This is a genomic window from Anatilimnocola aggregata, from assembly GCF_007747655.1.
GTDB lineage: Bacteria > Planctomycetota > Planctomycetia > Pirellulales > Pirellulaceae > Anatilimnocola > Anatilimnocola aggregata.
The window spans coordinates 5,246,930-5,272,544 of record NZ_CP036274.1; the positions used below are offsets into that span (position 1 = coordinate 5,246,930).

Sequence of the window (25,615 nt, forward strand, 5' to 3'; positions counted from 1 at the left end):
CAAGTCAGCACCGCCGCGTGCCGAAGGTAAGAAAACCCGTCACTGGCATGGTTGCAACCATTCAGGACTCGAAGTGAGCGGTCACGGAGGGCCCGTGATCCTATGTCGCACCCTTCGAGGTAAACCAAATTGGCAGAGAGAACACGCCTACGTGTCTAGTTCCCAAGCTGGGCAGTCTAACCCGACGCCTCATTGAAGCAATACACGGTTGCTGCCGAAGTCTTTGACGAACAACTGCGTGCTTCGGACACATCGTCCCAGGGCGCGAGAGCGGGAACAGGCTCCCTAACTTCGACGTGTCGGTCCTAAGCAAATTAATCAGTGCCCAAGGCGAGCACACGCGCAAAGCGATCAATCACAGTCAGATGGAACTGATGTGGCCGGCAACGTGTGGGCTAGCCGTAACTCTCGAAGCATCGCCTGTTTCTTGGTCTGATGAGCATGCATTCGCTGCAAAATATCGTTCAACATGCGCACCGCGTTCACGACATACGGACCCTTATTAAGCATTACGCACTCGGCACGATGACCCATCGCCGCATCCGTGATTTCCGCGCGTGACGGCATTCCATCCTTCGCGAGACTTTCCAGAACCTGTGTTGCCCAGATCACGGGGATGTGTGCGGCCTCACAGATCCAAAGAATTTCTTCCTGAACTTCCGCCAGTCGCTCAAACCCGCATTCCACCGCGAGGTCGCCGCGGGCAATCATTACCCCGCACGACGGCGCCCGCATGGCCGTTAACAGCATTTCCGGCAGGTTGTCGAAGCCGCGCCGGGTTTCGATTTTCAGCACGATGGCTGGTTGCCGGCTTCCCTGACGCGCCAGTTGCTGCTGGAGTGATTCCACGTCATGGGCGGTGTTGGAGAACGACAACTCGACAACGTCGGCATGCTGAGCCACGAATGCCAGGTCTTTCAGATCCTGGGCTGTCAAAGCCGTTAGCCGAAGCTTGCTTTCAGGAAGATTTATCCCTTTGTCGCCGCGCAATTTCTCACCACGCACGCGCGCCTGAGTGATGCGCACGAAAACTTGGGTGCTTTCTATTTTCTCGACTATTCCGCCGATCCTACCATCGTCAAACCAGATCGGATCCCCCGACCGTACGTCGTCGAACACTTCAGGAATTGTGCAGCCAATGGTCGCTCCGGTCAGCACTTGCCCCTCACTGTCGTATCTGAAAGGGCAGCCCGGCTTGAGATCCCGGGTCACAATCAGCAGGTCTCCTTGCCGCAAGAGGATCGCCTTCTCGCAGTTCGCCAAGCGGCCAACTTGGGTGTTACGTAAATCTCCGCCAACGGCATCTCGCTCGTGCTGAAGCGTCGTGGCGGTGACGATGTACGCTGTTTTGGTCGCCTCCGCCCAGCACCCGCCATCGGACACATCCACGACTGTCCAGGTCCTCTTGGCGCCCCTCGCGTCAGTCAGTTTCACACGATCCGCTGGACGAAGGCCAGCCAGCCACTCGGCGGGTACGGGCAGGCAGGCCGTCGCCGGGGATGGAGGGAGCCGAGGACCCGACTCCGCTGTTAGCCAGATCCGGGCCGCTGCTGTCACGTGACCGTATGCATCCCGCTGCGGGCGAATGCGAACCACTTCCGGACCGGGTTCTAGTGGTCCCGTTCGCAGTTTGGGACCGGCCAAGTCCATCACGATTCTGCAGTGCCGCCCCAACGATTGCTCGGCCCGCCGCAAGTGCTCGATCATCTGCAACCAAGCGAGGGCATCGTCATGCGAGCAATTGATACGCATGCAATCCATGCCTTGCTGCAACAACTCGTGAACGACTGTGTAATTCTTCGCCGCCTCGCTCGGGATAGTGACCATAATTCGCACTCCATGCTTGGCTGCGGAGACGCCAAGTAGGGCGGTTGTATGTTCGGAAAGCAGTCGCAAGCCGGCAGCAAAATCGATCTCGGTAGCGTCCTGGGAGGAGGGCTGCCAAGTGCGATGCACCAGGCGGTGCAGGGCTCTCAATACCGCATCGATTGTGGCCAGAACGTGTGACTCGGCTCGGCCGAGTGAAGATAAACCCAACTTGGCAAGTTGGAGTTGCAACGGTCGAAGATCGCGCCGACGAAGCGCCAAGTAGTGCAGCAGATTCCGGGCGCTATCTCGAAAGTTCGGATGAACCTCGGCCAAACGTGGCTCGGAGACGGCCGCGGCGGCGACCAGCTCCGTCCGAATGGCCATGAGTTCTTCCAAGACCCTCTCGATGTCGGCGCTATCAAGATCAATGGCGATGGTGTTTTTCGTGGTCATTGGAATGTGAACAACTCGATCAGGACATCGCTGGGACAGCAGATCCTGAGCCACGCGTCTTGCTGCCGTCCAATACGAGTTGAGTCACTGCTCATTGTCGCGGCCTGTTTGCCGCCTCGGAAGGTACGAGCAACTACCTTTGCCAGAAATTCACAATCCTCGCAACACTCGTGTGCGTGCTGAAAACGCGTACAACGGCTTTGCCGTCTGGCTCTGCAAGGCTGGGAGCCAGCTCGATCAACTCGGCATCTGCGCCCGCTTCGAAGAAACAAAACGAGGCCAACGACGCTGCGTGGCACGGCGACCTGCCGCAGTTTCATCGCATCGAATGGCACGTCGCCACCAAGCCCTTCTCTGCCCAAACAGAAAAAGAATCCCCATGCATCAAAACGGACATCAAGTGTTGAGGGGACTGCTCCATGCGGCGTGTTTCGCGGCCCCACAGCTCGCGCGGCCTTCTCGATTGACTATGCTGCTTCTACGGCAAGGTTGAGTTCGCTGCTCGAAGAGTTGAGGAAGAATTCGCTGAACACGGAGAAGCCATGAAATACGCTCTCGCGCTCTTTGCCGCCCTGCTGCTCGAACCGCTGGCCGATATCCACGCTGCCGAACGAGCACCTTCACCGAGCAAGCTGAACGTCCTGCTTATTATGGCGGACGATCTGCGGGACTTCGGCGGGGCGTTCACGAAGGAGGTCGTCAAGATGCCGAACCTCGACCGGCTTCGTGCTCGCGGCACGACCTTTGAGCGTGCCTATGTGCAATATCCCGTGTGCAATCCCAGCCGCAGCAGTATGCTGGCGGGACTGCGGGCAGAGCAGACGGGAATCGTCGGGAATGACGTTCCTCTGCGGAATAAAATGCCGGACATCATCACGTTGCCACAGCTGTGCAAAGACGCCGGTTGGCAATCGCATGCGTTTGGGAAGATCTTTCACCTCGGCGGCGGCAAGAACGCCGAAGCCAGGCAGGGCTGGATGGACGCGGGCCGCTCGTGGCATACCGCTCAGGCGTTTGAAGCGACTCCGCTAGGTCGCAGCATGATCGAAGGCCGCAACGTCACGGGCGGAGCGCTGAACTGGTGCAGTTGGGGAGCCGCGGATGGTGGTGACGAGGATCAGCCGGATGGACAGATCGCCGCAGCCACGGTGGAGATGATCGAGAAGCTCGGCGATGCACCTTGGTTCATCGGTTGCGGCTTCATGAAGCCGCACGATCCCTTCATCGCGCCGAAGAAGTATTTTGATTTGTATCCGCCCGGGTCGCTGAAAACTTGGCGCGACCCCGCCGACATAACGCCGGTCCGCAAAGACGCCGTAGGCTTCGGAGCTTATGGTGAAGCCTTCGCTAAGTTCACCGACCAGGAATGGCGGGAACTGTTCCGCGCCTACTGCGCGGGCACGAGTTTCATGGACGCGCAACTCGGTCGTGTGCTCGATGCCCTCGACAAACACAAGCTATGGGATAACACCATCGTCATCTTCGTCGGCGACCACGGCTACCACACCGGCGAGCGGCAGTGGTGGAACAAGAACACGCTCTTTGAGCGCAGTTGCCGCGCGCCGCTCGTCATCGCCGCGCCGGGCATGAATGGAGCACAAGTCAGCCGCTCACTCGTCGAGTTCGTCGATCTCTACCCGACCATTGCTGACTTCTGCGGGCTGAAGATGCCGCATGCCGCCGCGGGAACCAGTTTGCGGCCTGTTTTGGCCAAACCGGACGCGACCGTGAAGGACGCGGCCTTCACGGTTGTCTTCCGGGGCCCGAAACTTTCCGCCCAGAGCGTCCGCACCGCACGCTGGCGTTTCACCCGCTGGAGCGATGGCCAAACCGAGCTCTACGATCATGAACGGGACCACGAAGAGCTGCGCAATGTCGCCGACCAGCAAGCGGCTGTGGTCAAAGAACTCGCCATCCGCCTCCAGTCGCTCTCTAAGCTCTCGCCATGAAATTAGCCATCACCTGCCTCGCCGCCCTGCTGCCTGCGGCGCTTGTAGTGTTACACGCTGACGGCCAACCTGCTGTGTCGTCTAGCTCTAGTTGGGACCGGGTGCCACTCAACGCCGTGAACCCTTTTTGGCGAGAGTGAAAAAGTCTTGATGCGATTGAGGTTAGTGGCGATGCTTTCGTTTCTCACCGCGAAAGGATCGTTCACCGCTCACCCGAAAGGATTCGGGAATGTCGCATCAAGACCCTAGTCGAAGTCAGCAAGGTCGAAGTCAGGTTGTCGTTGCCGAGTTCCAAGCGGATCAGCTCAAGCAGTCACTGGAGCGATTGCTCGGCGAGGGGGACTGGGGTGCGATTCGGTTTCGTGACGACTGCACGTGGGGCCCACGGCAATTGGCGGCCACGGCGTTGCTCTGGGCTTGGTCGGATGAACTCACGCTGGGGGACCGCTTCTTTGCTGCCCGCAGATTAGCTCAATTTCTGTTTGCGCCGCAACAGGAGTTTGCCAGTTCGGTGCAAGCCTTCATGAAGTTGCTGCTGCGTTGGACGGTGCTGCTGGTCGGCGTATTGCAGGTGACGTTTCGACGGCAGATGCAGCGTGCATTACCCACCCTTTGGCGAGTTCATGGCCTGGTCCTCTTCGGCATTGATGGCAGCCGAGTCGACGTGCCGCGAAGCAAGTCACACGAGGCGGCACATGCTCCGGTTCGCGATGGTAAGGGACGAAAACTCAAACGCAATCGTCGCCAGAAACCGCGCACCGCGATTCACTCGCGCAAGGCAAGCGTCCCGCAAATGTGGTTGACCCTGCTGTTTCACGTCGGCACAGGACTGCCTTGGTCGTGGCGAATCGGTCCGACCGGCAGTAGCGAGCGCGAGCATTGGTTGGCGATGCTCGACGAACTTCCGAGCAATGCCCTGATCACCGCCGATGCTGGCTTCGTGGGTTACGATTGTCTGCGCGCCGTTGTTAACAGTGGTCGCCATTTCCTGGTGCGAGTCGGTTCGAATGTGCGTCTGCTGTACAAGCTGGGCTTCTCCCGCGAAGTCGTTGGCACGGTGTATCTCTGGCCCGATCGTGCTGCCCGTCGCAGTCAGCCGCCGCTCGTGTTACGCCTCGTCGTGGCCACTGGTGGAAAGTATCCGGTCTACTTGCTCACCAGCGTCGGAGAAGAAGAATTATCGCGCGGACAAGTCCTCGACGTTTACCGTCGTCGCTGGGGCGTGGAACTCTTCTTTCGCCACTTGAAGCAAACGTATCAGCGCCGCAAACTTCGCAGCACCAATGCCGCGCATGCGCGTTTGGAGTTGGAGTGGTCGCTGCTGGGACTATGGAGCATGGCGCTCGATGCTCAGGTCCAAGCGACGCGCGTACAACTAGATCCTCCTCAACTCAGCCTAGCGGGCGTCTGGCGCACGTATCGGCGGCTGATGCGCGACTATCGACATCCGCTGGCTCGGCAACAATCGCTCCCCCACCAACTCCCTCAAGCAGTGCGCGACACCTACGAGCGAGCCAACAAATCCAGCCGCAACTATCCTCGCAAAAAACGTCCCGACCCGCCCGCTGGCTCTCCCGAGTTCCTACTCGCCACCAAGTCCCAAATCCATCGCGCCCGCTACCTCACGACCGCTGCCTAAAAAGGGTTCACGGCGTTGGGTGCCACTCTAGGCGCGAGCAAAGGACCAATACCGGCCCGCTCCGTCCGCTCCGATAAGCCGAGCGCCGCCGCAGCCTCGGCCAGACTTGTTCGAGCAAGCCTGCTGCTCCGTGGCCGTCGGGCGAATGCACGCCGACGTAAGCATAGCTTGGCAGCGCGAAACATACCGTCACTAGCACAACCGCCAATGCCGCTTACGGGGCAAGGTTGCTGGCAGTCGCGACTGCCAGAGAAGGCAAATAAGCCAGCGTGCTGAAGCCGTCCAGGCCCACCAAGCCGCATGGAGGGCTTGGCATCGGTCTTACACTAGTTAAAACAATGGTCGAATTGCATGGCGCGACCGTGGAAGCCGTAAGCGAAGGTCCAGGTCGCGGAAGCGAGTTCATTGTGCGATTGCCGGCGACAGCAAAAAGCATCGCAGCGACCTACGGCTCCGGATTTACCCTAGGTCGTTCCGTGCCTGTTCCGCGCCACCGAGTTCTGATCGTTGGCGATGTCAGACCATCCGCCAATACGCTTTCGATGATGCTGAAGGCCCTTCAACAAGACGCGCGAGCAGAATATGACGGTCCATCGGCGCTCGCAGCCCCAGTTGATTTTCGACCGCAGATTGCATTTCTCGATATTGCCATGCCCGGAATGGATGGCTAAGAAGTGGCGCAGCGAATGCGAGCAATGAAAGCATGCCCGAAAATCCTGGTCGCTCTCACCGGATATGGTCAGGAAGAAGATCGTCGGCGCGCTTTTCTGGCCGGGTTTGATCACTATTTGGTGAAGCCGACAAGTCCAGATTCGCTGAGAGAAGTATTGATGTCCATCCCGACGCCGAAAGCATAGGAACGGATGATCCGCCCCCAATCCGATCCTTGGTGGCGCGTAAACCGGCATTGGCCATATAATCGCTGACGATGTATCCCGGCTGGATGCGCACAGACATGGGCGGGCCAAACGCTACCCGTTCGGTGGAACTAGGAGCCGATACAGCTATTTGGGTTGCGGACGAAGTTCCCCACGAATCTACCGGCAAGTTGTTTCGCGACCGCCAAAAGATTTCCGGGCAGCTTCGCTCACATCGTCCGCGTTAAGTTAAGAACTTCGAAGTGTCCGAAGCAGGCTGCGAGCCGTCGACCTTATCGCCCTTGCCAGTCATTGCCATCGTTCGAGTCATTTAGAGGGAGTTTCTTAGCTCAACTCGCACCCGTTGCGAGATGCAGTTGTAATCTCTATCAGTCTTGCGACCTGCTATATTGGCGAGCGAGGCCGCTTTCTCCCCGCACTTGTCAGTGCTCCTGCAGTCCAACACCTTCCGAGGCGGCAGGATAAGTCGCCAGTTAGAGACAATCACGGATCGGTATTGTTGCCTGTGATGACTCTCGGTTGGCTCTTGGTTATCCCGATTCGCAGCCCTTAACTACGTCAGGCAATTCGCCTCAAGGAACAACAGACCATGGAATCCAGGACACGATCCGTTACCGGATGGGTCATCGCTGTCTGCGTCGGCTGCTTCACGCTGCCGGCAATGGCGCAGGAGGAATCCGAGTCGTTCAAAAAGTACGGCCAGGAGTTCAAGGGAAAGATCGGCAGGACCTACGAAGAATCGCAGGAGTGGTATCCCGAGGCGAGTAAGCCGAAGCCAGGCACTCCCAACGTGCTCACCATATATCTGGATGACGTCGGCTTTGCCCAATACGGCTGTTTCGGTGGCCTCATCAACACACCCAACATTGATTCGCTGGCCGCCGACGGCCTTCGCTACAACAACTTTCACACGCCTGCCTTGTGCTCGCCTTCGCGGGCAGCGCTGATGGCGGCCAGGAACACGCACAAAATTGGTCTGGGTTCCCACGCGCTTACGGCGATGGGCTTCCCCGGCTACAACGGCACGCCGCCCGAGAGTGCGAAGTCCATCGCTAAGCACTTTCAGCACGCCGGCTTTGAAACCTTCGCGCTTGGCAAGTGGGATCACACGCCTTTGCCGGAAGCCTCCGGGAGCGGCCCATTTCACCACTGGGCTAGTGGCGAGGGGTTCGACCACTTCTACGGCTTCATGGCGGCCGACGCCGACGATTACCGCACTCTGCTCTGGAATGATCATCGTCCGTCGGAGACCTGGATGAACAAGCCGGGGTATCACCTGACGACTGATTTGGCCGACCGGGCGATCGAAAACATCACTTCGCATGTCTCGATTGCTCCTGACCGTCCGTTCTTCGTCTTCTGGGCACCCAGCGCGATGCACTCGCCGCATCAGGTCGAGAAGAAGTACATCGACATGTACAAGGGCAAGTTTGACATGGGCTGGGACAAGGCTCGGGAACAAATCTTCGCCAAGCAAATGGCAATGAAGATTCTGCCCGCCGGCACCAAGCTCTCGACCGGCATCCCGGAGATTCCGAAATGGGCCAGCCTAAGCGACACTCAGAAGAAGCTCTATGCCCGACAAATGGAAGTATTTGCGGGCCAGATGACGCAAACTGATGAGCAGATCGGACGCCTGATCGCGACACTTAAGCGCACCGGCCAATACGACAACACGCTCCTCATGCTCACCGCCGACAACGGGTGCAGTGGTGAAGGCGGTTTGAACGGTTTGTACAACGAATCGTTGGTGCTCAACGGCATGCAGGCGTCTCTCGAAAAGAATATGAAGCATTACGAGGAATGGGGCGGCCCCGACACCTACCCGCACTACCACGCGGGCTGGGCCATGGCCGGGAACACGCCGTTCAAGTATTGCAAGCAAATCGTGCACAACGGCGGCATCGCCGACAGCCTCATCATCACCTGGCCCAAGGGGATCAAGGGTAAGGGAGAGATCAGGAGCCAATACAGCTACGTCACTGACCTCATGGTCACGGCGCTGGAAGTTACGGGCACCAAATTCAGGGAGGAAGTAGACGGCGTGAAACAGATGCCGGTGGATGGGATCAGCCTCGCCTATTCCTTTAACAAGGCCGATGCGCCCTCCGCCCGGACCGAGCAGTATTATGAACAGCTCGGCAGCCGCGCAATGTACAAGGATGGCTGGAAAGCCGTGACGATTCACGGCAACCGTATGCCTTGGATCACGGCAGGAACCTTTCCGTTCGAGAAGGACGTGTGGGAGCTATACAACCTCAACGAAGACTTCGCCGAAACCAATAATCTTGCGGCCAAGAATCCCGAGAAGCTGGAAGAGCTGAAGAAACTTTGGGATGAGCAGGCCTGGAAGAACAACGTCTATCCTCTCTACGACGACGCTGCCGCCCGAGTGGCCAAGCAGTTCAGCCGCGCCTTTGGTGACCGCAAAAGCTTCACCTATTACGCGCCGGGTGCCGAGCGAATTGCCGAGGCGGTTTCCGCGCCAATCAAGAACAAGTCGCATACCATCGAGACCACCCTCGATCTGAAGGGCGACGAAGAGGGCGTCATCGTGGCCTGCGGCGGTGTGAACGGCGGCTATACCCTGTTCATCGCCGATCACAAGTTGCACTACGGCTACAACCACTTCAACGCGGAGCGCTATGAGGTCGTCTCGCCCGTCCTGCCCAAAGGGAAGGTGGATCTGAAGTTCAACTTCATCAAAACCGGAACGCTCAAGGGCACGGTCGAGCTGTATGTGAACGGCAAGAAGGTAGCGGAAGGCGTTCTCGACAAAACCGTTCCGGGATCTTTCTCGCTGAGCGAGACGTTTGATGTTGGCGTCGATAACGGCACGCCCGTCTCGAAGAATTACAAGCAGAAGGATCACTTCCGGTTTACTGGCGAGATTGACAAAGTAGTCATCACGCTGGTTCCCGACGCCGCGAACAAGGCGAAGGAGCCCGCCACTCCTGGAGCGAAGGATTAAGGTCCACCCGTACGCGTTGTTTGTAAGGCGGCGGGCCATACCCGGCGCCCTCAATACTCCCGATACCGACCTCATCATTGGCGGGCGGTTCATCGGGTTGGGTAATGCGAGCACAACTCCGTGTGCACGCTTCTGCCGCTTTGGCAGGCGAACTTTTGGAGCTTCAAAGCAGGTGACGATCGCAGTTCGACGAGCCTACCTCGGCGTGTCGGGCCGAAGCGAGTTCGCAGAAGTTGTCGAGCGTGCTTCGTGCTACTAAACCCGCGATCGCCGGATCCTTAGTCGGAATTATGACGTCGTCCGGTAGAAACCTCCAGCGTGAACCCGATTAGCGATACTAAAACACAACCTTGGTGAGTAGTTGAAGAATCTGATTGATTGGTACAACCAGGAGTATCAGTGGCAAGCTAGGGAGGCTCGTCACCAAGGCCAACTGCCTGGCCGCACGCAGGCTGAATGGTACGACCTTCATCGCCCGAAGGTATTCGAAGCTGCTGCCCAGATCGGCCAGTGACTGAATGTCGGCGGTACCTAGCAGCCGTTCGTCGGCCGCGGCCTGCCCCATGATCCACTTCTCGTGGAATGCTCGATTGTACCGGGTCACAAGCAAACCGTACTCGCGCACCCATGCCAGTCGTGTACGGATTAGAGTCGGAGTAAAAATCAGCAGGGGCCCGAGGAACATCAGTTCGACGATGACTACAACGACGACATAGGGAACCTGAAATGTGGCGATGTCGGCTTTCTGAAAGACGATGAGAAAGGCGGCCTCTGCGCTCAGAACGGAACTCATCGCAAAGGCAAAGACTCCCAATGACGTGTGTGCTACGCCAAGGAACCCCAGACCACCCGCCTGATCGGCGTGCGTGCATACCAAGTTCAGATTAAGTCGTGAGACGCTCCAGAGGAAATTTGCCCAAACCAATAATCGCCAGAGCCAGCGATACCAGAAGAACTGCAAGATGGGAACTGCGACGAGGCGATACCAGAGTGCGGCAAACGAAATGCTCAGAGGGGCACCGGGAAAGTTCGGCGAACGCCAAGAGGCAATTACATCCCCTGTCAGCGTTTCGGGCGTAAACAGCCAGGCACCGGTCACCGCCAAAGCCAGGATGATGATTTCTGCCCAGACAGACTCACGCCATTTCGCGGCGCGTGCGATGGCCTGGTCGAAGGCTGGGTAGTCGTCCTGACGAACGAAGCCGCCCTGCACGAACTGCAATCCAGCAGACCTGAGGTGCGGCCCGACAATCTGTTCTGCGGCAAGCAAGAGCGGCACGCCCAAAAAGAATCTCGCATAGGTGCCAAAATCCAGCAGCAGAGATTCCTGGGGTGACGCCCCCAAGGCGCGGCCCTCCAGCGCGGCCAACACGACTAAAGGAAGCCACGTAATCGCAAGAAAGCCGACAATACGAGTACCGAGTGAATGGCTGGCCCCACAATGCGCAAACAGTCGCTGGGCAAGCCGTTGAAGCGGCCCGCCACGCTCAAAATAGAGTTCATCAAGATTGTGAGGTACGACGTCCACGCTATCCTGTCCATGTCAGGTGATTGGCTATTGCCCTTCGATCTCAACCTCGAGCTTGCCGGCACGCGCCGCGTTCCTGAGAACTTCGTAATCGCGCTCGGTTTGGTCGGCATACGCCTTTGAGAAGTCGGCGATGGCCTTGTCGAAGCTGTCGTTCTTTCCCAGATATCCACTGATCTTAGTGGGCTCGCCCGAACGTCCGTGGGCGTGGGCCACCGCCCAACCACAAAGCTCCGCATACTCCCGCATGACGGCGGCTGTGAATACTTCCACCATCGGCTTGATCTTCATGTCCCGGAGCTGACGGATGTAGAAATGTCGGCCGGCCTCTCCTTCGACCCAACCGAGAAAAATGTCGTTGGCCGATTGCATCATGCGGCAGCCATGTACGATTCGCTCGCCCTGGTTCACATGCGGGCTCGCGCCGGCATAGGCTTCGAGGACGGAAGGACGTGCCTGTTTGACCTGCAGAAAAAGGGGATCATCCTCACTGGCCATCAGCAGCAGAATCGCGCAGTAGGTCCCGACGCTGCCAACTCCCACCACTTTCAATGCCGCGTCCACCAGCTGGAATCGGTCGAGCAGTAATCGCCGGTCGGCCTGCAGTGTCTCGCGATACTGTGCAAAGTGGATGTGGACGCGGGACATGAGCTCCTCGCGTTCCTGCTCCTGCGGATGAAAAATCAACGGAGGGTTGTCTCTGATCGTCGGTGCTAGTCCGGCCGTGGTCGCGAGTTGCGGAAAGTCATGTTCGAGGACGCTGTGTTCGCGGGCTTTCGCCAAACGTTTCTGCATCCGCTTGACGGTCTCTTCATCCTTGATCGTCTCCATCAGGGTGTCGACATCGATGCTGGCGTACCACACTTCCAGCACGGACATCCTGCTGTATTCCGCCATGTGCTCTCGATACGATCGTGCGCAACTCAGCACGGCATCGCGGGCGTCGTCTTCGCTGAGGCCATTATCGCGGCAGGCCAAGACAAAGCTCGCGGCGAGGCGCTTCAGATCCCACTCCCACGGGGCCGAAAGCGTCTCATCCAAGTCGTTGATGTCGAAGATGACACGACGTTCGGGAGTGGCGAATGCGCCGAAGTTCATGAGGTGACAGTCGCCGCAGGCCTGCACGCGGATTCCCGAGGTGGGAGTGCCGGCCAAGTCTGCCGCCATGTTGAGCGCCGACCCCCGATAGAAGGCGAATGGCGACTGCAGCATTCGCCCGTGCCGGATAGGGATGAGTTGAGGCATGCGCCCCTGGTTTGACTCCTCGATCAGTGCGACGGGATCGCGCCGATGTTCCGCCGGTTCCCATATGGAGTGATCCGAACGCGGGCACTTCTCGCGCAGGCTCTTTCCCAGCGCGCGCAACTCGTCTCGCGATGAACGGGGCGACACCGTTGAACTCGTTTCGACCGGCACGGGATTTCCGGACAATGACTGGTTCTTCTGCAAAGTATGCTCTCCAGATGCACTTGGTCTCAAAGCTGGGATTCTGTGCTGGCTCTGGTTATATCAGTGTGATGATGCTGCGTGAGATCGTGAGAGCATGCCACCCGAAAGGTTCCGAGCCTTGAAACCGTTCTGAAGCAGGATGCGCGTCGCGAAGTAGGCGCGCCCGCCGGAGCGGCAGATGACGTGAATCTCGCGGTCGCGGGGCAGTTCGTCGAGACGATGACGAAGCTGCGGTAGTGGGATGTTGAGCGCCCCAGGAACCGACTCCACTTTCAATTCCGCAGGGTTACGCACGTCGAGGATAAAGACGCCGTCCAGCGAACTCCAGTGGCTAAGTGGCATGTCACCGTGGAGCACGTTTGCCGCGACCATCCCCGCGAAGTTAACTGGGTCCTTCGCGCTGCCGAATGGCGGCGCGTAGCATAGCTCTGCCTCCTCCAGATCGTAAATCGTTGCTTTCATCTGGATCGCCATCGCAAAGGCGTCGATCCGCTTGGCGACGCCGTCCTCCGCGAGCACCTGCGCGCCAAGAAGTAGTCCATCGGATTTGCGAAACATGACCTTGATCGCCATCATTTTGGCGTCCGGGTAATAGCCGGCGTGCGAATTCGGGTAGAGGTAGATCTTCTCGAAATCCGTGTCTCCGAGCTGCAGCAAGGTTTTCTCGCTGACGCCAGTCTGGCCAATGGCGGCTTCAAAGACCTGACAGATTGAAGTCCCCTGCGTGCCTCGATAGCGCGTATCGCGTCCGGCAATGACATCCGCCGCGATCCGTCCTTGCCGGTTGGCCGGGCCGGCGAGCGGGATGAGCGTCCACTGGCCGGTGACGTAGTCTTTCACTTCGACCGCGTCGCCGACAGCGAAGATGTCGGGATCGCTTGTCCGCATGTGTTCATCGACGCGGATTCCCCCGCGCTGACCAATCTCGATCCCGGCGGACTTCGCGAGCGCTGTCTCCGGCCGCACGCCGATCGCCAGGATAACAACGTCGGCCGGATGCGCCTTGCCGGAACCCGTGAGCACTTCCAGCGAACCGTCCGCTACTTGTCGAAACCCGGCCACGCCGTCATTGAGCTCGAGCCGCACGCCGTGTTTGATCAAGTAGCGTTCGACAAGCCTCGCCATTTCTGGATCGAGCGGTGGCATCACCTGGTTCAGCTTCTCGACGAGCGTCACCTCCAGCCCGAGATGGGAGAGGTTTTCCACCATCTCTAAGCCGATGAACCCACCGCCGACGACCACGGCGCGCTTTGGCTTCGTCACGACCTGCAGTCCCGTGTATGAGTCGAGCCCGGTCCGGGGCTCGGAACCGCGGTGCAGCCACTCGCGGATGGTCCGGGCGTCCGGGACGGTCCTCACGGAGAAGATCCCCGGAAGATCAATACCGGGAAGTGGCGGCCGGATCGGGGCTGCGCCTGGCGACAGCACCAGCTTGTCGTAGGACTCGGTCGACACCTCGCCGGTCGCAACATTTCGCAGATCTACGGTCTTTTTCTTCAACGAGATTGCGATAGCTTCGCAGCCGGTACGCACACTCACGTCGAACATGTCGTGAAACGTCTGCTCGGTCGCAACGAGGAGACTGGACTCCTTCTCAATGATGCCGCCGACGTGGTAGGGGAGCCCGCAGTTGGCATAGGACACGTACGGTCCCCGTTCCACCATCAGGATCTTGGCCGTTTCGTTGAGCCTGCGGAGCCGTGCTGCGCACGACGCGCCACCGGCAACTCCGCCTACGATAATCACTTTCATGGAAGAGCATCTTTCACGTGGTCAGTCGTTTGCACACCCTTGAGGGCCTGCTCCGCACTCGCGAGGGCCGCCACGACCAGTGTCCAGGCCGGGAATATTTGCAGGCCAGGCACCACCTCGATGGCCAGTGCCGGTAGCAAGGGCCAGCGGAAGCCCAGCACCGAGAACAGGAGTATGGCGGTTACTGCATCCAACACCCACACCGCGGGCGGATAGAACGTCAGCCAGAATCCAATCACGTCCGATGCCAACGCCATCAGCAAGGCCCAACGCCAGCGGGGATACTTCCACGCCAAGAGGAAATTGTGAATCAGGTTCTTGAACATGGTGCGCTACATGCCGGCAAGCGGTGTGATCGTGAAGTGTGTGAAGGCGGTTCCGTTGAGAATCGCCTTCTTCCATGATGGAGTCCGGATCAAGTCCCAGTGATCTTCACGATGTCCTTGTAGCCGCCGCCGTTAAATGCCTTGAATCCTGCGGCTTCAAGTATTTGTTTTGCCTTGGCGGCCCTGCCCCCTGTACCGCAATAGAGGACGATGCCCCGGTCACGCGGCAGTTCGTTCATGCGGCGCTTTAAAGTAAAGAGGGAAATATGCGTCGCACCCGGAGCGATGCCCATTCTTGCCTCAAGCTTTGTTCGTACGTCAACTAAAAACGCTCCCTTCTTTAGCAGCTTCGCGACTTCTTCTGGCGGCAGCTTGGTGTTCGCCAGAGCATCGTGCTTTTCTTTTAGCTTACCTAGTAACATTGGCTTCCCCCTTCATGAGACAGGCTTGGATTTACGGTTGAACGGCGTCGTTGGATTCCTCATTAATGGTCATGACACTCGCTTTTCAGATTGGTCTTCGAGATCCGCAGCGTTCAAAACCTTGCTCGGGCTGTCGCGGTGTGGCGGCACATCCTCAGAGACGCGATGCCGTGCCGCTCGCCTCTTGTCGGTTCCGAGGACCTTTCCCAGCTTCACCAGCGCCACGAGAGCAAACAAAATCGGGGCCAACGCAGCGCCTGCAACTCCCTCAAAGAACGTAATGGGGCGACCCCGGCCGCGAACTCGATCCAGCAGTGCATCTACGGTGTTACCACTGAGATTGGTGAACGTAATGAAGTACACGTACCCGACGATCTCTCGCACCTGCGCCGAACTGAAGTAGTTGTGCAGATTCTTCACCGATTCCGGATCGATCTCATCGAGTTGCTCGGCGTAGTGTTGGCCAAAGAGGATGGCCGCCGCTTCGGCGGGATCGCTCGCCGCCAGTGAGTTATCCTGATTGCTGAGTATCTGGTTTACTTCCTCCAACGAGACGCCCTGGGATGCCGCCCAGTGAGAATGGCCCCATGCGCAGAATCGGCAATCATTGATCGCAGTAACTCCGAGCATTACCTTTTCGCGAAGAGCTTTGGAGGTTTTCGGACTGAATACGGATCGGATTAAGATCGGGAACGAAATTGCGCAATTCGCAGTCGTTTTCAGAAAGTTGGCCGCGGTGAGGGTTCGCTTCGGTTTACTTGTCTTCTTCGGGGTCGCGGGCGACTCATACTTGGTGGACGAATCATCGGCGGCGGTTGTCGCTTCATTCTTCTGCACCAAAGAGGAACCGGCGGGATGTTGCTCGCTGGTATGTTCAGGAGATCGTGTTGTCATCGTCGCACCTTGGTTCGCGTCTTGGTCAGTCACTGGGGTCTCTCGGAGCTGGTTTCCTCGAGGATGACTTTCTCGGGGTCAATGCTGTAGACCCACGGAGCTGAGTTCTTCCAGCCGTTCTTCATCCGCTTGCCGTTAAAGACACTCTCAGAATCCTGCACGAGATCTCCCTCCACTCCGTCGACGATGTTGTAGGACTTCGTGAACCCGGCTGCCGCCAGTTGGTTCACTGCCATCGCGCTACGGCCGCCCGATCGGCAGGTGAGCAATAGAACGTCGGTCGGCTGGGCGATCTCTTTGACCAGGGCGACGAAGGCTTTGTTGGGTTCCGCCTTGTACTCGAACTTGCCATCTTTTCGCTGATAGGAAACGAACGCGACGGGAATATTCCAAGCAATCTCCGGGTGGCCCACAAAGGCAAACTCCTCAGGAGTCCGCACGTCGATAACCTTGACTTTGTCAGGTGACGCCTTCCACATTTCGTAGGCCTGTGCCGCAGTCACGTACAGGCCGAGGGTCGTCTGCTTTGCCTTCGGAAGCTGGCCGGCATCGACCGTACCGGCGCGCTTGTTGGTGGCAGCTGGCTTATCCGTTTGAGCGCCCACAGGGCTTGGCGCGGAGGCGATGAGAATCCCCGCGACGAAGAGCAGTGCCGAGATCCTGGTGCAACAGGCGTTTCGGTTCAACATGATGAGCATCCTCGTTCTCTGATTCTCCAGCTACGGCACGTAGTTGGCGCTGGTGTCTTTGCCGTAGCCGCATCCCTGGTAGGTGCAATGCAGTTCGTCTCGGAGGATGGCCGCCCAGCCGTCGCAGCGGGAGGTGTTGAGCGACAGCTCCTTGGTCAGCACCTTGGTCTCGAAGGTCCAGCCCTTGGGCAGGCCCTTCAGCTTGCTGCCCACCTGGTGCAAGTTTTCGAGCGTCAGGCTCGGGTCGACGTCCTTCGTGTACTCCTGCATCACCCACACCGTGCCGTTCGGCTCGCGCAGCAGGTGCACCGGCTTGCCGGCGTGCCAGACCCAATTGGTGTTGCGGTAGATCAGGTTGGGCGCATACGGCGTCTGCATCTGGGCCGTCATCTCGGCCCCGGTCATCTCGCCGCCGTAGAGCAGATTGACGCCATCGAAGTTCACGACGTCACCGCCCTGGACATCCTGCTCGTCCATCAGCCAGTAGCGGCCACCGTTGACCATGCACATGTCGACCTCGAACTGCTTGGCCAGTCGCGCCCCGTCCATCTTCTTGTGGCTGTCTATGGTGATCTCGTCGAGATTGGCCGCCGTGTAGACATGGGCCCGTAGGGTCGCGCCCATCCCGACGAAGGCACCGAGCCCGCAGAACGGCCGTCCGCGCGTGTTCTTGGCGGTGCGGCGATCACCGTGTAATCCGATCCTGAGTTTCATAGAGATTCTCCTTTGGGGTGATCAGGGCACGGGAACACCGCGTCCGGATCATTTGTTTAGGACATATAGGGCGCATCAACACTTACTTCTTCATATGTTTCGCAACAAACTCCTGGATTCTCTTGCCTTGCGCAGCCAACCCTCCATCGGTGCTGAACTGGAGGATCTCGGCGCCTTCCTTCGACTTGAAGTTGTGCGGAGCCGGCCAGAAGCAAGCGTCCCCAGCGCGGCAAACTTCAATGGTCCCGTCAAGGTAAATGACCTCCACCGAGCCCTTTATGACGTAAGCCCAGTGTTCGACCCCGCACAGATCGTGCTCCAGTCCCTTTCCTTTCAGAATGTCTGTGAAATCAGTGCCCGGGGCAAAGACGTGGAAGGCGCACTGCATGCCGCCCCATCGCTCCTCCCAGATCTTGAGGCCCGGGGTGTTCTGGGTGACGAAGTCGTCTACCGGGTTCATATCCATCATTTTCTTGTGCATGCTGTTTCTCCGTTTGTGTTGTGCCTCACCGGATCTGCGGCGATGGCGATTTGTTCAAGGCCAGGCCCGGGCGACTGGACAGACTTGGCTCCGCGGTGGGGAGACCGCCGGCCCAACAACACCAATTTTGAAGAATGGTGGGAAGAGAGCACCATTCGCAAAACTACGACAATGGCATTGCGCTTTGCGCAATGCGTCGTCTAGCACCTAGACGAGTCGGCTTCGCCTTACTCGATTGAGATGAGTCCGCTGCGAATGGCGAATTGGACCAGTTCCGCGGTGCTCTGGAGCCCGAGCGACTCCAAGATGCGTGCCTTGTGAGCTTCCGCCGTTCGGACGGAAATCTTTAGCGCGGCCGCAACTTCTTTGGCAGAAAGGCCTTCGGCTATCAGCTGCAGAACTTCACGCTGACGCACGGTCAGCCGCGTCGTCGAATCACCTGATCGTGCATCACCTCCGCGATAGGAATCCAGCAGTTCCCCTGCAATTAAAGGGGTGATGTAGGTCTTCCCCTGGAGTGCCTCCCGAATGGCGGTCACCAATTCCGAAGAGACGGAGTGCTTGAGTACGAATCCTGCGGCCCCGGACTCCATCGCACGGCGAGCGTAGGCCACGTCCTTGTGCATGGTTAGAAACACGATCTTGGCTGACACACCCGCCGATCGCACGAGCGCGGCAGCCTCGATGCCATTGAGCGACGGCATGCTGATGTCGGCCACGATTGCGTCGGGCAGATGCTCTTTCGCAGCGGCAACCAGTTGGCGGCCATCGGAGACGACGGCGACAACCTCGAACTCAGGTTCGAGTAGGCTGCGGATTCCCTCGGCCAGAATCTGATGGTCATCAGCGATTACGATGCGGGCACGGGTCATCGAGGGCATCCCTTCAACGGCGCATGAACATCGACCGATGTCCCCCGACCGACGGCCGTCGTAACCGAGAACTGTCCCTCAATCAACGCCACTCGCTCCGCCATGCTGGACAGGCCCAACCCCGGCTGACTGCGTTCATTTTCCCGGTCAAAGCCAATGCCGAAATCCTCGATCCGCATTACGACCTCTGACTCGACGACGTCCAGGGTTACGATGACCTCGGCAGCGGCGGCGTGCTTGGCGACATTTCTGAGGGCCTCCTGTGCGACACGATAGAGGCACAGCGCGACGTCGGCGGGGACCGTTTCTGGCAGTACGCCCGGGCAGTAATCCACCTCGATCTCTTCGCGCCGCGCGAAGGCAGCACACTCGGAACGCAGGGCCTCGACCAGACCGAGATCATCCAAAATGGAGGGGTGTAGCTGACGTGAGAGGGCATGCACATCTTCGGAAAGGGCAACCAGCTGTTGCTGCATTGCGTGCAGCAATGGCAACGCCACTTCTTGCGTGCCGAGGTGCCGTTCCAGCTTGGCGGCTTCAATCCCCAAACTCGCTAGTCGCTGCGTCCAGTCATCGTGCATTTCTCGAGCGATCCGGCGGCGTTCCTGCTCCTGGGCTTGTAGGAGTCTGGCGGTCAGTTGCCGAAGCCCTTCTTGGCTTTGCCGGAGCGACAGTTCCTTCGCACAAAGCGCTTCATCCGCCCTTTTGCGAGCCAGGGCATTGGTGAAGATATCCCCCACGAGACGCAGGCGCTTCACCAATTCGTCCGGCCAGGCGAGCTGCGTGCGGAAGCTGGCGAGGCCCAGTGCGCCAACCACGGAGCCCATTACGGTCAGAGGAATTGTCAAACTGGATCTTAGCCCAGACTGAAGCAAATACTGTCGCTCTGTGACCGCGTCGGCTGGCAAATCCTCCGGCAACCGGATAATCATGCCCTGGCGAATCATCCGGGCGTAGGCGGGGAATTGCTCCTGCAAGATAAGACCAAAACAGGAAGGGACGGTCGGCAGTTGGTACGAGTGCGTAACCACGAACTGCTTCCCGTCTCCTAGCACCTCGCCGAAACCGCATCGGTCGATTCCAAGCTGCTCCACGACCAGGCGCATGCCCCATTCGATTTGCGAATCGACTCGGTTGGCTGGAATATTGACAAACCTGGACGATAATTCCGTCAACAATGTTTCAAATGCCAGACGATCTCGAATACTCGCCCCCACTGGGCAACCAGCGTCCTCGAGGGCAGCGCACAAACCGGCATCCAGCGATTCCATCTTTCTGGATGGCGTCACCGAAACAGGACAGGTGATGGCCTCCTGGGGATCGGTGCCCGGCGTCCTTCGTTTGGCAACGTCGTCTCCGGTCAAATCGCGGTCGTGCATCGTATTTGGCCGCTTTTGGGTCTTAGTTTTCTGCCGACTTGATCAGTCAAACGAGATGAGAAATTGGAAACGAAGATGATTGGGCAATGCATCTCCAGCACGCTCAAGGCCTCACAACTTAACTAGTCAACTCGATTATACCGCAGGTCCTAACAAATCTCCTGTCCCTGACTATAAATCGTCTTAGCCGAGTGGATTCGTTGGGGATGCCAGCTCGCTTGCGGTCGACGGCCCCAGCCCCGCGGAGTCCAGTGGACTTGGAATTTGCGTTGGCGGTTGCTGATTTCGAGTAGCATTGGAGAGTCACATCAGCAAGGAGCTTGAGCGCGCAGGGCGAATCTTCCGATGTCAGGAATGGTCAAGATTGGAAGCTGCGTCGGACACATCGACCGAGGGTATTAAGTGGCCATGATGATCTTGATCATGCAGCCTTGCTCGAGTAGCTCTTTAGTAGCCCGCCTAATCGCTCTGAGCAATTAACCTCGCTGAGCGATATCGCTGCCACTTGCCGTGGCTTCTGCTTCCTGATCAGCAATTCATTTTCGATCCCCTCGCCCTGATGCGGCCTCTCTTGGTGGTAATGCTGGAGATACTCCTGGCAAACGTGGTTCATGTGTTTCTCGCCGAAGATCACAAATCGGTCGAGGCACTCCTGTCCGATCGATTGGACGAAGCGTTCCACGAAAGCATTGGTGTTTGGCGAACGAAATGCGGTCCGTCGAACTCGTGCTCGTCGCTGACGTAACGCTTGGTCGAATCCTTGGGTGAACTTTGTATCGCAGTCGTGCTGTACGGTCGCGACTCGCAATCCCTGTCCTCTCGCTTGCTCGACGAACACGGCTGCCTGCGCGACGATCCAGTTTTCGTTTGGATTGAATGTCGGAGGTGACAAAATCACTCTGCGAGTCTCGACGTGCAGGAAGGCGAGGACAAAGACCTCACGGATGCCGCGGAGTGTCAGGATCCGCTTCGAGAAGAAGTCGCACTGCCATAGCGACGCGGCGTGCTGCTTGAGGAAGTCATCCCACGTTCCCTCACCGCGCCGCGGCCCAGGTTCGTAACCAGCAGCCTTAAGAATGTTTTTCACGGTGTTCCGGCTCGGCGGCTTGATCCCGAGTTTCTTTAGTTCCCCCATGATCCGGGTGTAGCCCCACTCGTTCTCCCGGGCCATTTTTAGGATCAGCCGCCGGAGTTGTTCCGGTGTTTTTGGACGGCCCCGTTTCCGCTTCTGCGGTTTGAGTTTCTTCTCGGCTCGGATCCAACGCAGGATGGTCGACGGTGCGACGATGGTCGTCAGTTGACGGAGGACCTTGCCACCGAGCTTCTGAGCGAACTTGACCAGCCGAACCCGTTCTTTCGGGGTAATCGTGATTCGCTTCGGTAACTTCGAGCGGAGGACCTGGTTCTCGACCTTCAGATATTTGACCTGGCGGGCCAGCTCTTTCTGCGTGGCGCCGGCAATCACGAGTAGCAAGGACTGAAAGATGTTGACCATCGAATTACACTGGATTTCAGGCAGTGAATGAGGGGAGTGCGTTCTTTTTTGCACCCCGGGGCACCATCGGCCATCTAAAACGTACTTCGATTTCCATTGATGCGTCGGTTGGGATTCTGGCCTCGTCAGCAACTCATGAGAAAGTCGCAAGCAAACAGAGAGCGCGCAGAGAGGGCCAGAAAATTCTCTATTCTGTTAACCGGTTCGCCCCAAATGCTAGTAAAGCGTTGGGTTCGTTAGTGACACCGAACGGGACTCGAAATCAGCAAGTTCTGCCCTCAAAAGCAGTTACGCAGTTTTCAAAACAGAGAACTTGTTCGAAGAGGGTTGTGCACGGGGAGGTCTTTGCCCTTCTCGCAGACCGCTGCACATTCAGTGCAGACCTTGGCACAAGCTGCCTTCACTACATCTTCGGAATGTGTGCCATCGAGAGCCGCACATGCCGTGCAAAGATGGTGGCAAGCCATGCACATCTTTGCGCATTCGGGATTGTCCTTTTCACAATCCGCAGCGCACGTTTTACACGCCTCCGCACACGCCTTGCACTTCGCAACGCAATCGTCGGCCTGCTGCGCTCCTTGGACGACCGAGCCAATAGCGAACAAGAGAAACGCCGAAGCACACCTAACGAACCAATTGGCAAACATGGTTATCTTCCTGTAGTTGAAATCAAAAACAAAACGAGACTGCTGACCAGTCTTGGATTATTTCCGCCAACAACAGAACGCTTGCTGCAGGTTTCGCTGGGGGGAAATCTCAACGCAGCAAACGCAAGAATCGTTGTTGCCGCTGAGAATGAAGCCTGTCGGAATTGGGGTCGATTCAACGGCCATTATTTCGGCTTGCTTGATCGGCAGATTGCCGCATTGGCATTCTTGCTTCGGCAAATCAGTTGGCCGTTGTGGTTTGCCTTCATCGTGACAATCGGTGTCAGCACAAGCAGGGCAACATGCGACCGGTGAAGCAGAAAATGCACGACACCAATGGGGCGGCAATGCCACCATGAGGGCGAAGAGAATCGTCAGGAGTTTCGAGCTTGGCCACATGAAACAATTTTCCCACCAATGGCCAACGAATCAAGTTGGCGTTGGTCAGCAACAATGTCCGAACATCGATCATCGGTCGTCCCTCTTTGCGACAACACCCCCACACGCCTTCAGCATCGCCATCAGTGGCTCCGGGGCAGCCAGCCGATGATCGGTGCCGACTTTAACCAACATGGCCCCGCTGTTCACCGCCAATTCTTCCGAATCAGAACAGAGAATCACGTCGTCGGACCGGCTGTGCAAGATCACGGTGTCTGGCCTCACCGTCTGAGCCTTGGAGTTCACAGGTGCAACGACTACCGTGCCCTAGGCTTGAGTGCCGAGTCATCGCGTTTGAAACAGTGGACATAGAAACGCTTGTCAACCTTGGCTTTCTCGCCTTGTTGCACTACCAGAACATCCAGTTCGATCACGTATTCGATCTGTCGAGTTTCGAAGGCGGTGCCAGCGTCCAACGTTCTTGTCCGCATATAAACTGTTTCAACCAAAGCGGTCACGACATGGTCGGACTCGTCCTTGCTCTAGGGTGCTTTCTCTGCAAAAAGATCAAAAGAAGCGATGAGCACGCGGAGAATCTGGGCGATGAAAAGTCCAGTTTTTCGAAGCAGAGGTTATCTGCTATCGGCAAATTTGACTCCGGGCGGGCCGTAGTGAGTGTAGCGAGGAGTCATTTTGAAGTTTGTCCGGCTCCACGATCGAGGCTCGCTGGCACAGAAAGCCCTTCGACCGGCTTCTTGATGGGCATATTCAGCTCGCGTGAAATTGCATTTATGATCGGCGCGACGATGGGCTTGCCGTCGAAGTGGAATGGGTCCACTCCGTGGGCCGCAGGCTTGTCCATGTCAATGATCGATCTGGCGTAGCTGTACATATCATTCACCGGCACGCTGTGCTTGGTCATCACTTGCTCGGCGATCCGGTTGTATTCAACCTCCGTACCTAGTTTGAACACGTTTTCACGCGAGTGACGGATCGGTGTTGTGTTGGCCCAGACAATTTTTGCATGGGGCGCTTTCTGCCTCAGCAGACGAACCAGCGTGTCCAGATTGTTTTCGTACTGCTTCGCGCCCGTTCGGATCACCCCGCCAGCATTATGCGGTTGGGCACGGTGCGATTTGAGGTTCGGCACACAGTAGATCAGATCGCCGAGCCCGACATTGAAGTGGATCAGGTCCCACGCCGAGCGTTTGTCTTCGGGTACCGCTTTGCCGGCAGAGTCCTTGATCCCCAGCAACAGGTCGAGGTGCTCAATCGCGTTGGTCGAACTAGGAAGCACACCTTTGGGCCATTTGGCGAACTGCACCTTCGCTTGGTCTTTGAGTTCGTTGATTGTCCCCCCCGCGTGCTGCTGATAAACAGCGTCGCCGATGATCAGCACGCTGGGTAGAGCGGGCTTGCCCTGCTGCGCGTACAGTGGCGCGCAGAGCAGGGCCAGCAGGACCACCGCGATGTTGCGTAACTCATAGAACATCAATCACGACCTCAGTAGTTGGTTCAGTGTGCCGGTGCTGTCGGCAAACTTGTCGGTGGGGATGTTCATCGCCTGGAGCAGCGTTACAAACAGATTTGTCAGCGGTACCTTTTTGTTATCGACAAACTCGTGCAGATGGCCGTGCTGGAATCCCATGTTCTTGCCGCCCGCGAGCTGCAGCGGATAGTTATGGCCGCTGTGCGCGTCGTGTGGATGGGCCGAGCCATAGAGGACCAGTGTGTTGTCGAGCATCGTGCCGTCGCCCTCTTTCGTATTGGCAAGTCGCTTGAGGAAGTAGGCGTGATTGTCGTTGCGCCAGCGGTCCCACTGGCCGGAGAAGTCGGCAGGCCGCTTGTGCGAAATGTCGTGGGTCGCGCCCTTGTAGCCCAGCGCGTAGTTGGCGTAGTTCCAGAGCTCGCTGTCCTGGGAATATTCGCTCTCGGTCATGAAGGTTGCCAGGCGAGTCTGGTCCGTGACGAACGCGAGATAGGCCAGGTCATACATCACGCGGATATAATCAGCGGGGCGTCCCCCGTGGTTGACTTCCAGGTTCAGGCCTTTGGTGTCAACTCCCGGCAGCGGCGTGTGGGTCCACTGGCTATTGCGCTCGACCCGCTGCTCGATTTCGCGGACGGATTCGAGATACTCATCCATCTTCCGCTTATCTTCAACTCCCAGCTGTCCGTGGAAGCTCTTGCTGTCTTCCGTGAGCAGGTCGAGGATGCTTGCGTCGCGCTTGAGGCCGGCCCGGACCTGTTCGATTCCCTTGTCGCCGTAGGGGTTGAACAGGCGGTTGAAGATCTCCTGCGGTTTGTGCAGCGAGGGGATCGCCTTGCCCGGACCGCGGTGCGAGAGCGTCTTGGATCTTTGATACGACCCCGTGCCGCCTTCGGTACCCATGACCAACGAGTCATGGCGCGTGAGGTGGCCCAGGTGTTTGGCCATGAGCTGATCGATGGAGATGTTGTTGGTCGTCTCGACCTCGGCCATGTCCGCGCCGGTCAGGAACACATCGCCGCTGCTATGTCCACCCAGCTTGTACCCGCCCTTGTGGTCCAGGCCGCGCAGGTAGGTGACATGGTCTTTCAGCGGCTCGAACGGCTCGGAAGATTTATTGAAAGATTCGATCTTGCCCGGCGATCCCTGAGGCCACCAGCTCCACTCGTGGTGATCGTACGTGCCATCCGGCTTCTTGCGCGAGACGCCACTCTGACCATCAGGCATGTACACGCCGTAGGAGATGTACGTCGCCAGGAAGCGTTTGGGGGCCTGTTTGCCCGTGACGCTGGTAGCTACTTTAGCCACGCCTTCCATCGCACTGAGGTAAGGCAGCGCCAGCGCCACGCCCGCGCCTTTGAGCAAGCCTCGTCGGTTGAGGTGCCAGGATTTCTGTGCCAT

The 25,615-nt window shown here is 58.1% G+C and carries 20 protein-coding genes; 5 read left to right on the forward strand and 15 right to left on the reverse strand.

Annotated features, from left to right (window positions below; all coding sequences use genetic code 11):
- Positions 1-351 precede the first annotated feature (351 nt).
- Positions 352-2,262, reverse strand: coding sequence for a pyruvate kinase (locus ETAA8_RS19535; RefSeq protein WP_145092119.1), 1,911 nt, complete (start codon positions 2,260-2,262; stop codon positions 352-354).
- A 542-nt stretch (positions 2,263-2,804) separates the two neighbouring features.
- On the opposite strand from ETAA8_RS19535, the gene ETAA8_RS19540 reads away from it, so the two are divergent.
- From ETAA8_RS19540 to ETAA8_RS19555, 4 genes are all read left to right on the forward strand, one after another.
- On the forward strand, positions 2,805-4,211 hold the full coding sequence (locus ETAA8_RS19540) for a sulfatase (protein WP_145092122.1): 1,407 nt from the start codon (positions 2,805-2,807) through the stop codon (positions 4,209-4,211).
- Positions 4,212-4,440: 229 nt separating this feature from the next.
- Entirely contained in the window at positions 4,441-5,850 is a 1,410-nt protein-coding gene (locus tag ETAA8_RS19545) for a transposase (protein ID WP_145092125.1), read from the forward strand.
- Between the two features lie 269 nt (positions 5,851-6,119).
- Positions 6,120-6,521: an ATP-binding protein gene (locus tag ETAA8_RS19550; RefSeq protein WP_145092127.1), complete on the forward strand. Its 402-nt coding sequence runs from the start codon at positions 6,120-6,122 to the stop codon at positions 6,519-6,521.
- A 796-nt stretch (positions 6,522-7,317) separates the two neighbouring features.
- Positions 7,318-9,699 carry an arylsulfatase gene (locus ETAA8_RS19555; protein ID WP_145092130.1) on the forward strand — a complete coding sequence of 794 codons (2,382 nt, stop codon included), beginning with the start codon at positions 7,318-7,320 and terminating at the stop codon, positions 9,697-9,699.
- A 337-nt stretch (positions 9,700-10,036) separates the two neighbouring features.
- Here ETAA8_RS19555 and ETAA8_RS19560 read toward each other — a convergent pair whose 3' ends face one another.
- The 12 genes from ETAA8_RS19560 to ETAA8_RS19615 form a co-directional block, all read right to left on the reverse strand.
- Positions 10,037-11,227, reverse strand: coding sequence for a hypothetical protein (locus ETAA8_RS19560; protein WP_145092131.1), 1,191 nt, complete (start codon positions 11,225-11,227; stop codon positions 10,037-10,039).
- 27 nt (positions 11,228-11,254) lie between these two features.
- A complete protein-coding gene (locus ETAA8_RS19565) occupies positions 11,255-12,676 on the reverse strand; it encodes a DUF2252 domain-containing protein (protein ID WP_202921104.1) in 1,422 nt (473 codons plus the stop codon).
- A gap of 60 nt (positions 12,677-12,736) precedes the next feature.
- Positions 12,737-14,428 (reverse strand): FAD-dependent oxidoreductase, encoded by a 1,692-nt coding sequence (locus ETAA8_RS19570; protein ID WP_145092134.1) that lies wholly within the window; start codon positions 14,426-14,428, stop codon positions 12,737-12,739.
- Positions 14,425-14,754 (reverse strand): hypothetical protein, encoded by a 330-nt coding sequence (locus ETAA8_RS19575; protein ID WP_145092137.1) that lies wholly within the window; start codon positions 14,752-14,754, stop codon positions 14,425-14,427. The genes ETAA8_RS19570 and ETAA8_RS19575 overlap by 4 nt, the downstream gene beginning before the upstream one ends.
- A gap of 89 nt (positions 14,755-14,843) precedes the next feature.
- Positions 14,844-15,176 carry a rhodanese-like domain-containing protein gene (locus ETAA8_RS19580; RefSeq protein ID WP_145092141.1) on the reverse strand — a complete coding sequence of 111 codons (333 nt, stop codon included), beginning with the start codon at positions 15,174-15,176 and terminating at the stop codon, positions 14,844-14,846.
- A 69-nt stretch (positions 15,177-15,245) separates the two neighbouring features.
- Positions 15,246-16,070, reverse strand: coding sequence for a carboxymuconolactone decarboxylase family protein (locus ETAA8_RS19585; protein ID WP_145092143.1), 825 nt, complete (start codon positions 16,068-16,070; stop codon positions 15,246-15,248).
- Positions 16,071-16,099: 29 nt separating this feature from the next.
- Positions 16,100-16,759, reverse strand: coding sequence for a rhodanese-like domain-containing protein (locus ETAA8_RS19590; protein WP_145092146.1), 660 nt, complete (start codon positions 16,757-16,759; stop codon positions 16,100-16,102).
- A gap of 30 nt (positions 16,760-16,789) precedes the next feature.
- Positions 16,790-17,473 (reverse strand): hypothetical protein, encoded by a 684-nt coding sequence (locus tag ETAA8_RS19595; protein WP_145092149.1) that lies wholly within the window; start codon positions 17,471-17,473, stop codon positions 16,790-16,792.
- 82 nt (positions 17,474-17,555) lie between these two features.
- On the reverse strand, positions 17,556-17,954 hold the full coding sequence (locus ETAA8_RS19600) for a cupin domain-containing protein (protein ID WP_145092152.1): 399 nt from the start codon (positions 17,952-17,954) through the stop codon (positions 17,556-17,558).
- 227 nt (positions 17,955-18,181) lie between these two features.
- The gene (locus ETAA8_RS19605; protein ID WP_145092155.1) at positions 18,182-18,826 is read right to left on the reverse strand and encodes a response regulator; all 645 of its coding nucleotides are present in this window, start codon (positions 18,824-18,826) and stop codon (positions 18,182-18,184) included.
- Positions 18,823-20,205 carry a GAF domain-containing sensor histidine kinase gene (locus tag ETAA8_RS19610; protein WP_145092158.1) on the reverse strand — a complete coding sequence of 461 codons (1,383 nt, stop codon included), beginning with the start codon at positions 20,203-20,205 and terminating at the stop codon, positions 18,823-18,825. Before ETAA8_RS19610 ends, ETAA8_RS19605 begins: the two co-directional genes overlap by 4 nt.
- 421 nt (positions 20,206-20,626) lie before the next feature.
- Complete coding sequence (locus tag ETAA8_RS19615) at positions 20,627-21,700, reverse strand: integrase core domain-containing protein (RefSeq protein WP_145092161.1); 1,074 nt, start codon at positions 21,698-21,700, stop codon at positions 20,627-20,629.
- 416 nt (positions 21,701-22,116) lie between these two features.
- Between ETAA8_RS19615 and ETAA8_RS34765 the strand changes: the two genes are divergently transcribed.
- Positions 22,117-22,662 (forward strand): hypothetical protein, encoded by a 546-nt coding sequence (locus tag ETAA8_RS34765; RefSeq protein ID WP_202921105.1) that lies wholly within the window; start codon positions 22,117-22,119, stop codon positions 22,660-22,662.
- A 751-nt stretch (positions 22,663-23,413) separates the two neighbouring features.
- Here the strand turns inward: ETAA8_RS34765 and ETAA8_RS19625 are convergent.
- The gene (locus ETAA8_RS19625) at positions 23,414-24,217 is read right to left on the reverse strand and encodes an SGNH/GDSL hydrolase family protein (RefSeq protein WP_145092164.1); all 804 of its coding nucleotides are present in this window, start codon (positions 24,215-24,217) and stop codon (positions 23,414-23,416) included.
- A 3-nt stretch (positions 24,218-24,220) separates the two neighbouring features.
- Positions 24,221-25,615, reverse strand: a complete 1,395-nt coding sequence (locus tag ETAA8_RS19630; RefSeq protein ID WP_202921106.1) for a DUF1552 domain-containing protein — start codon at positions 25,613-25,615, stop codon at positions 24,221-24,223.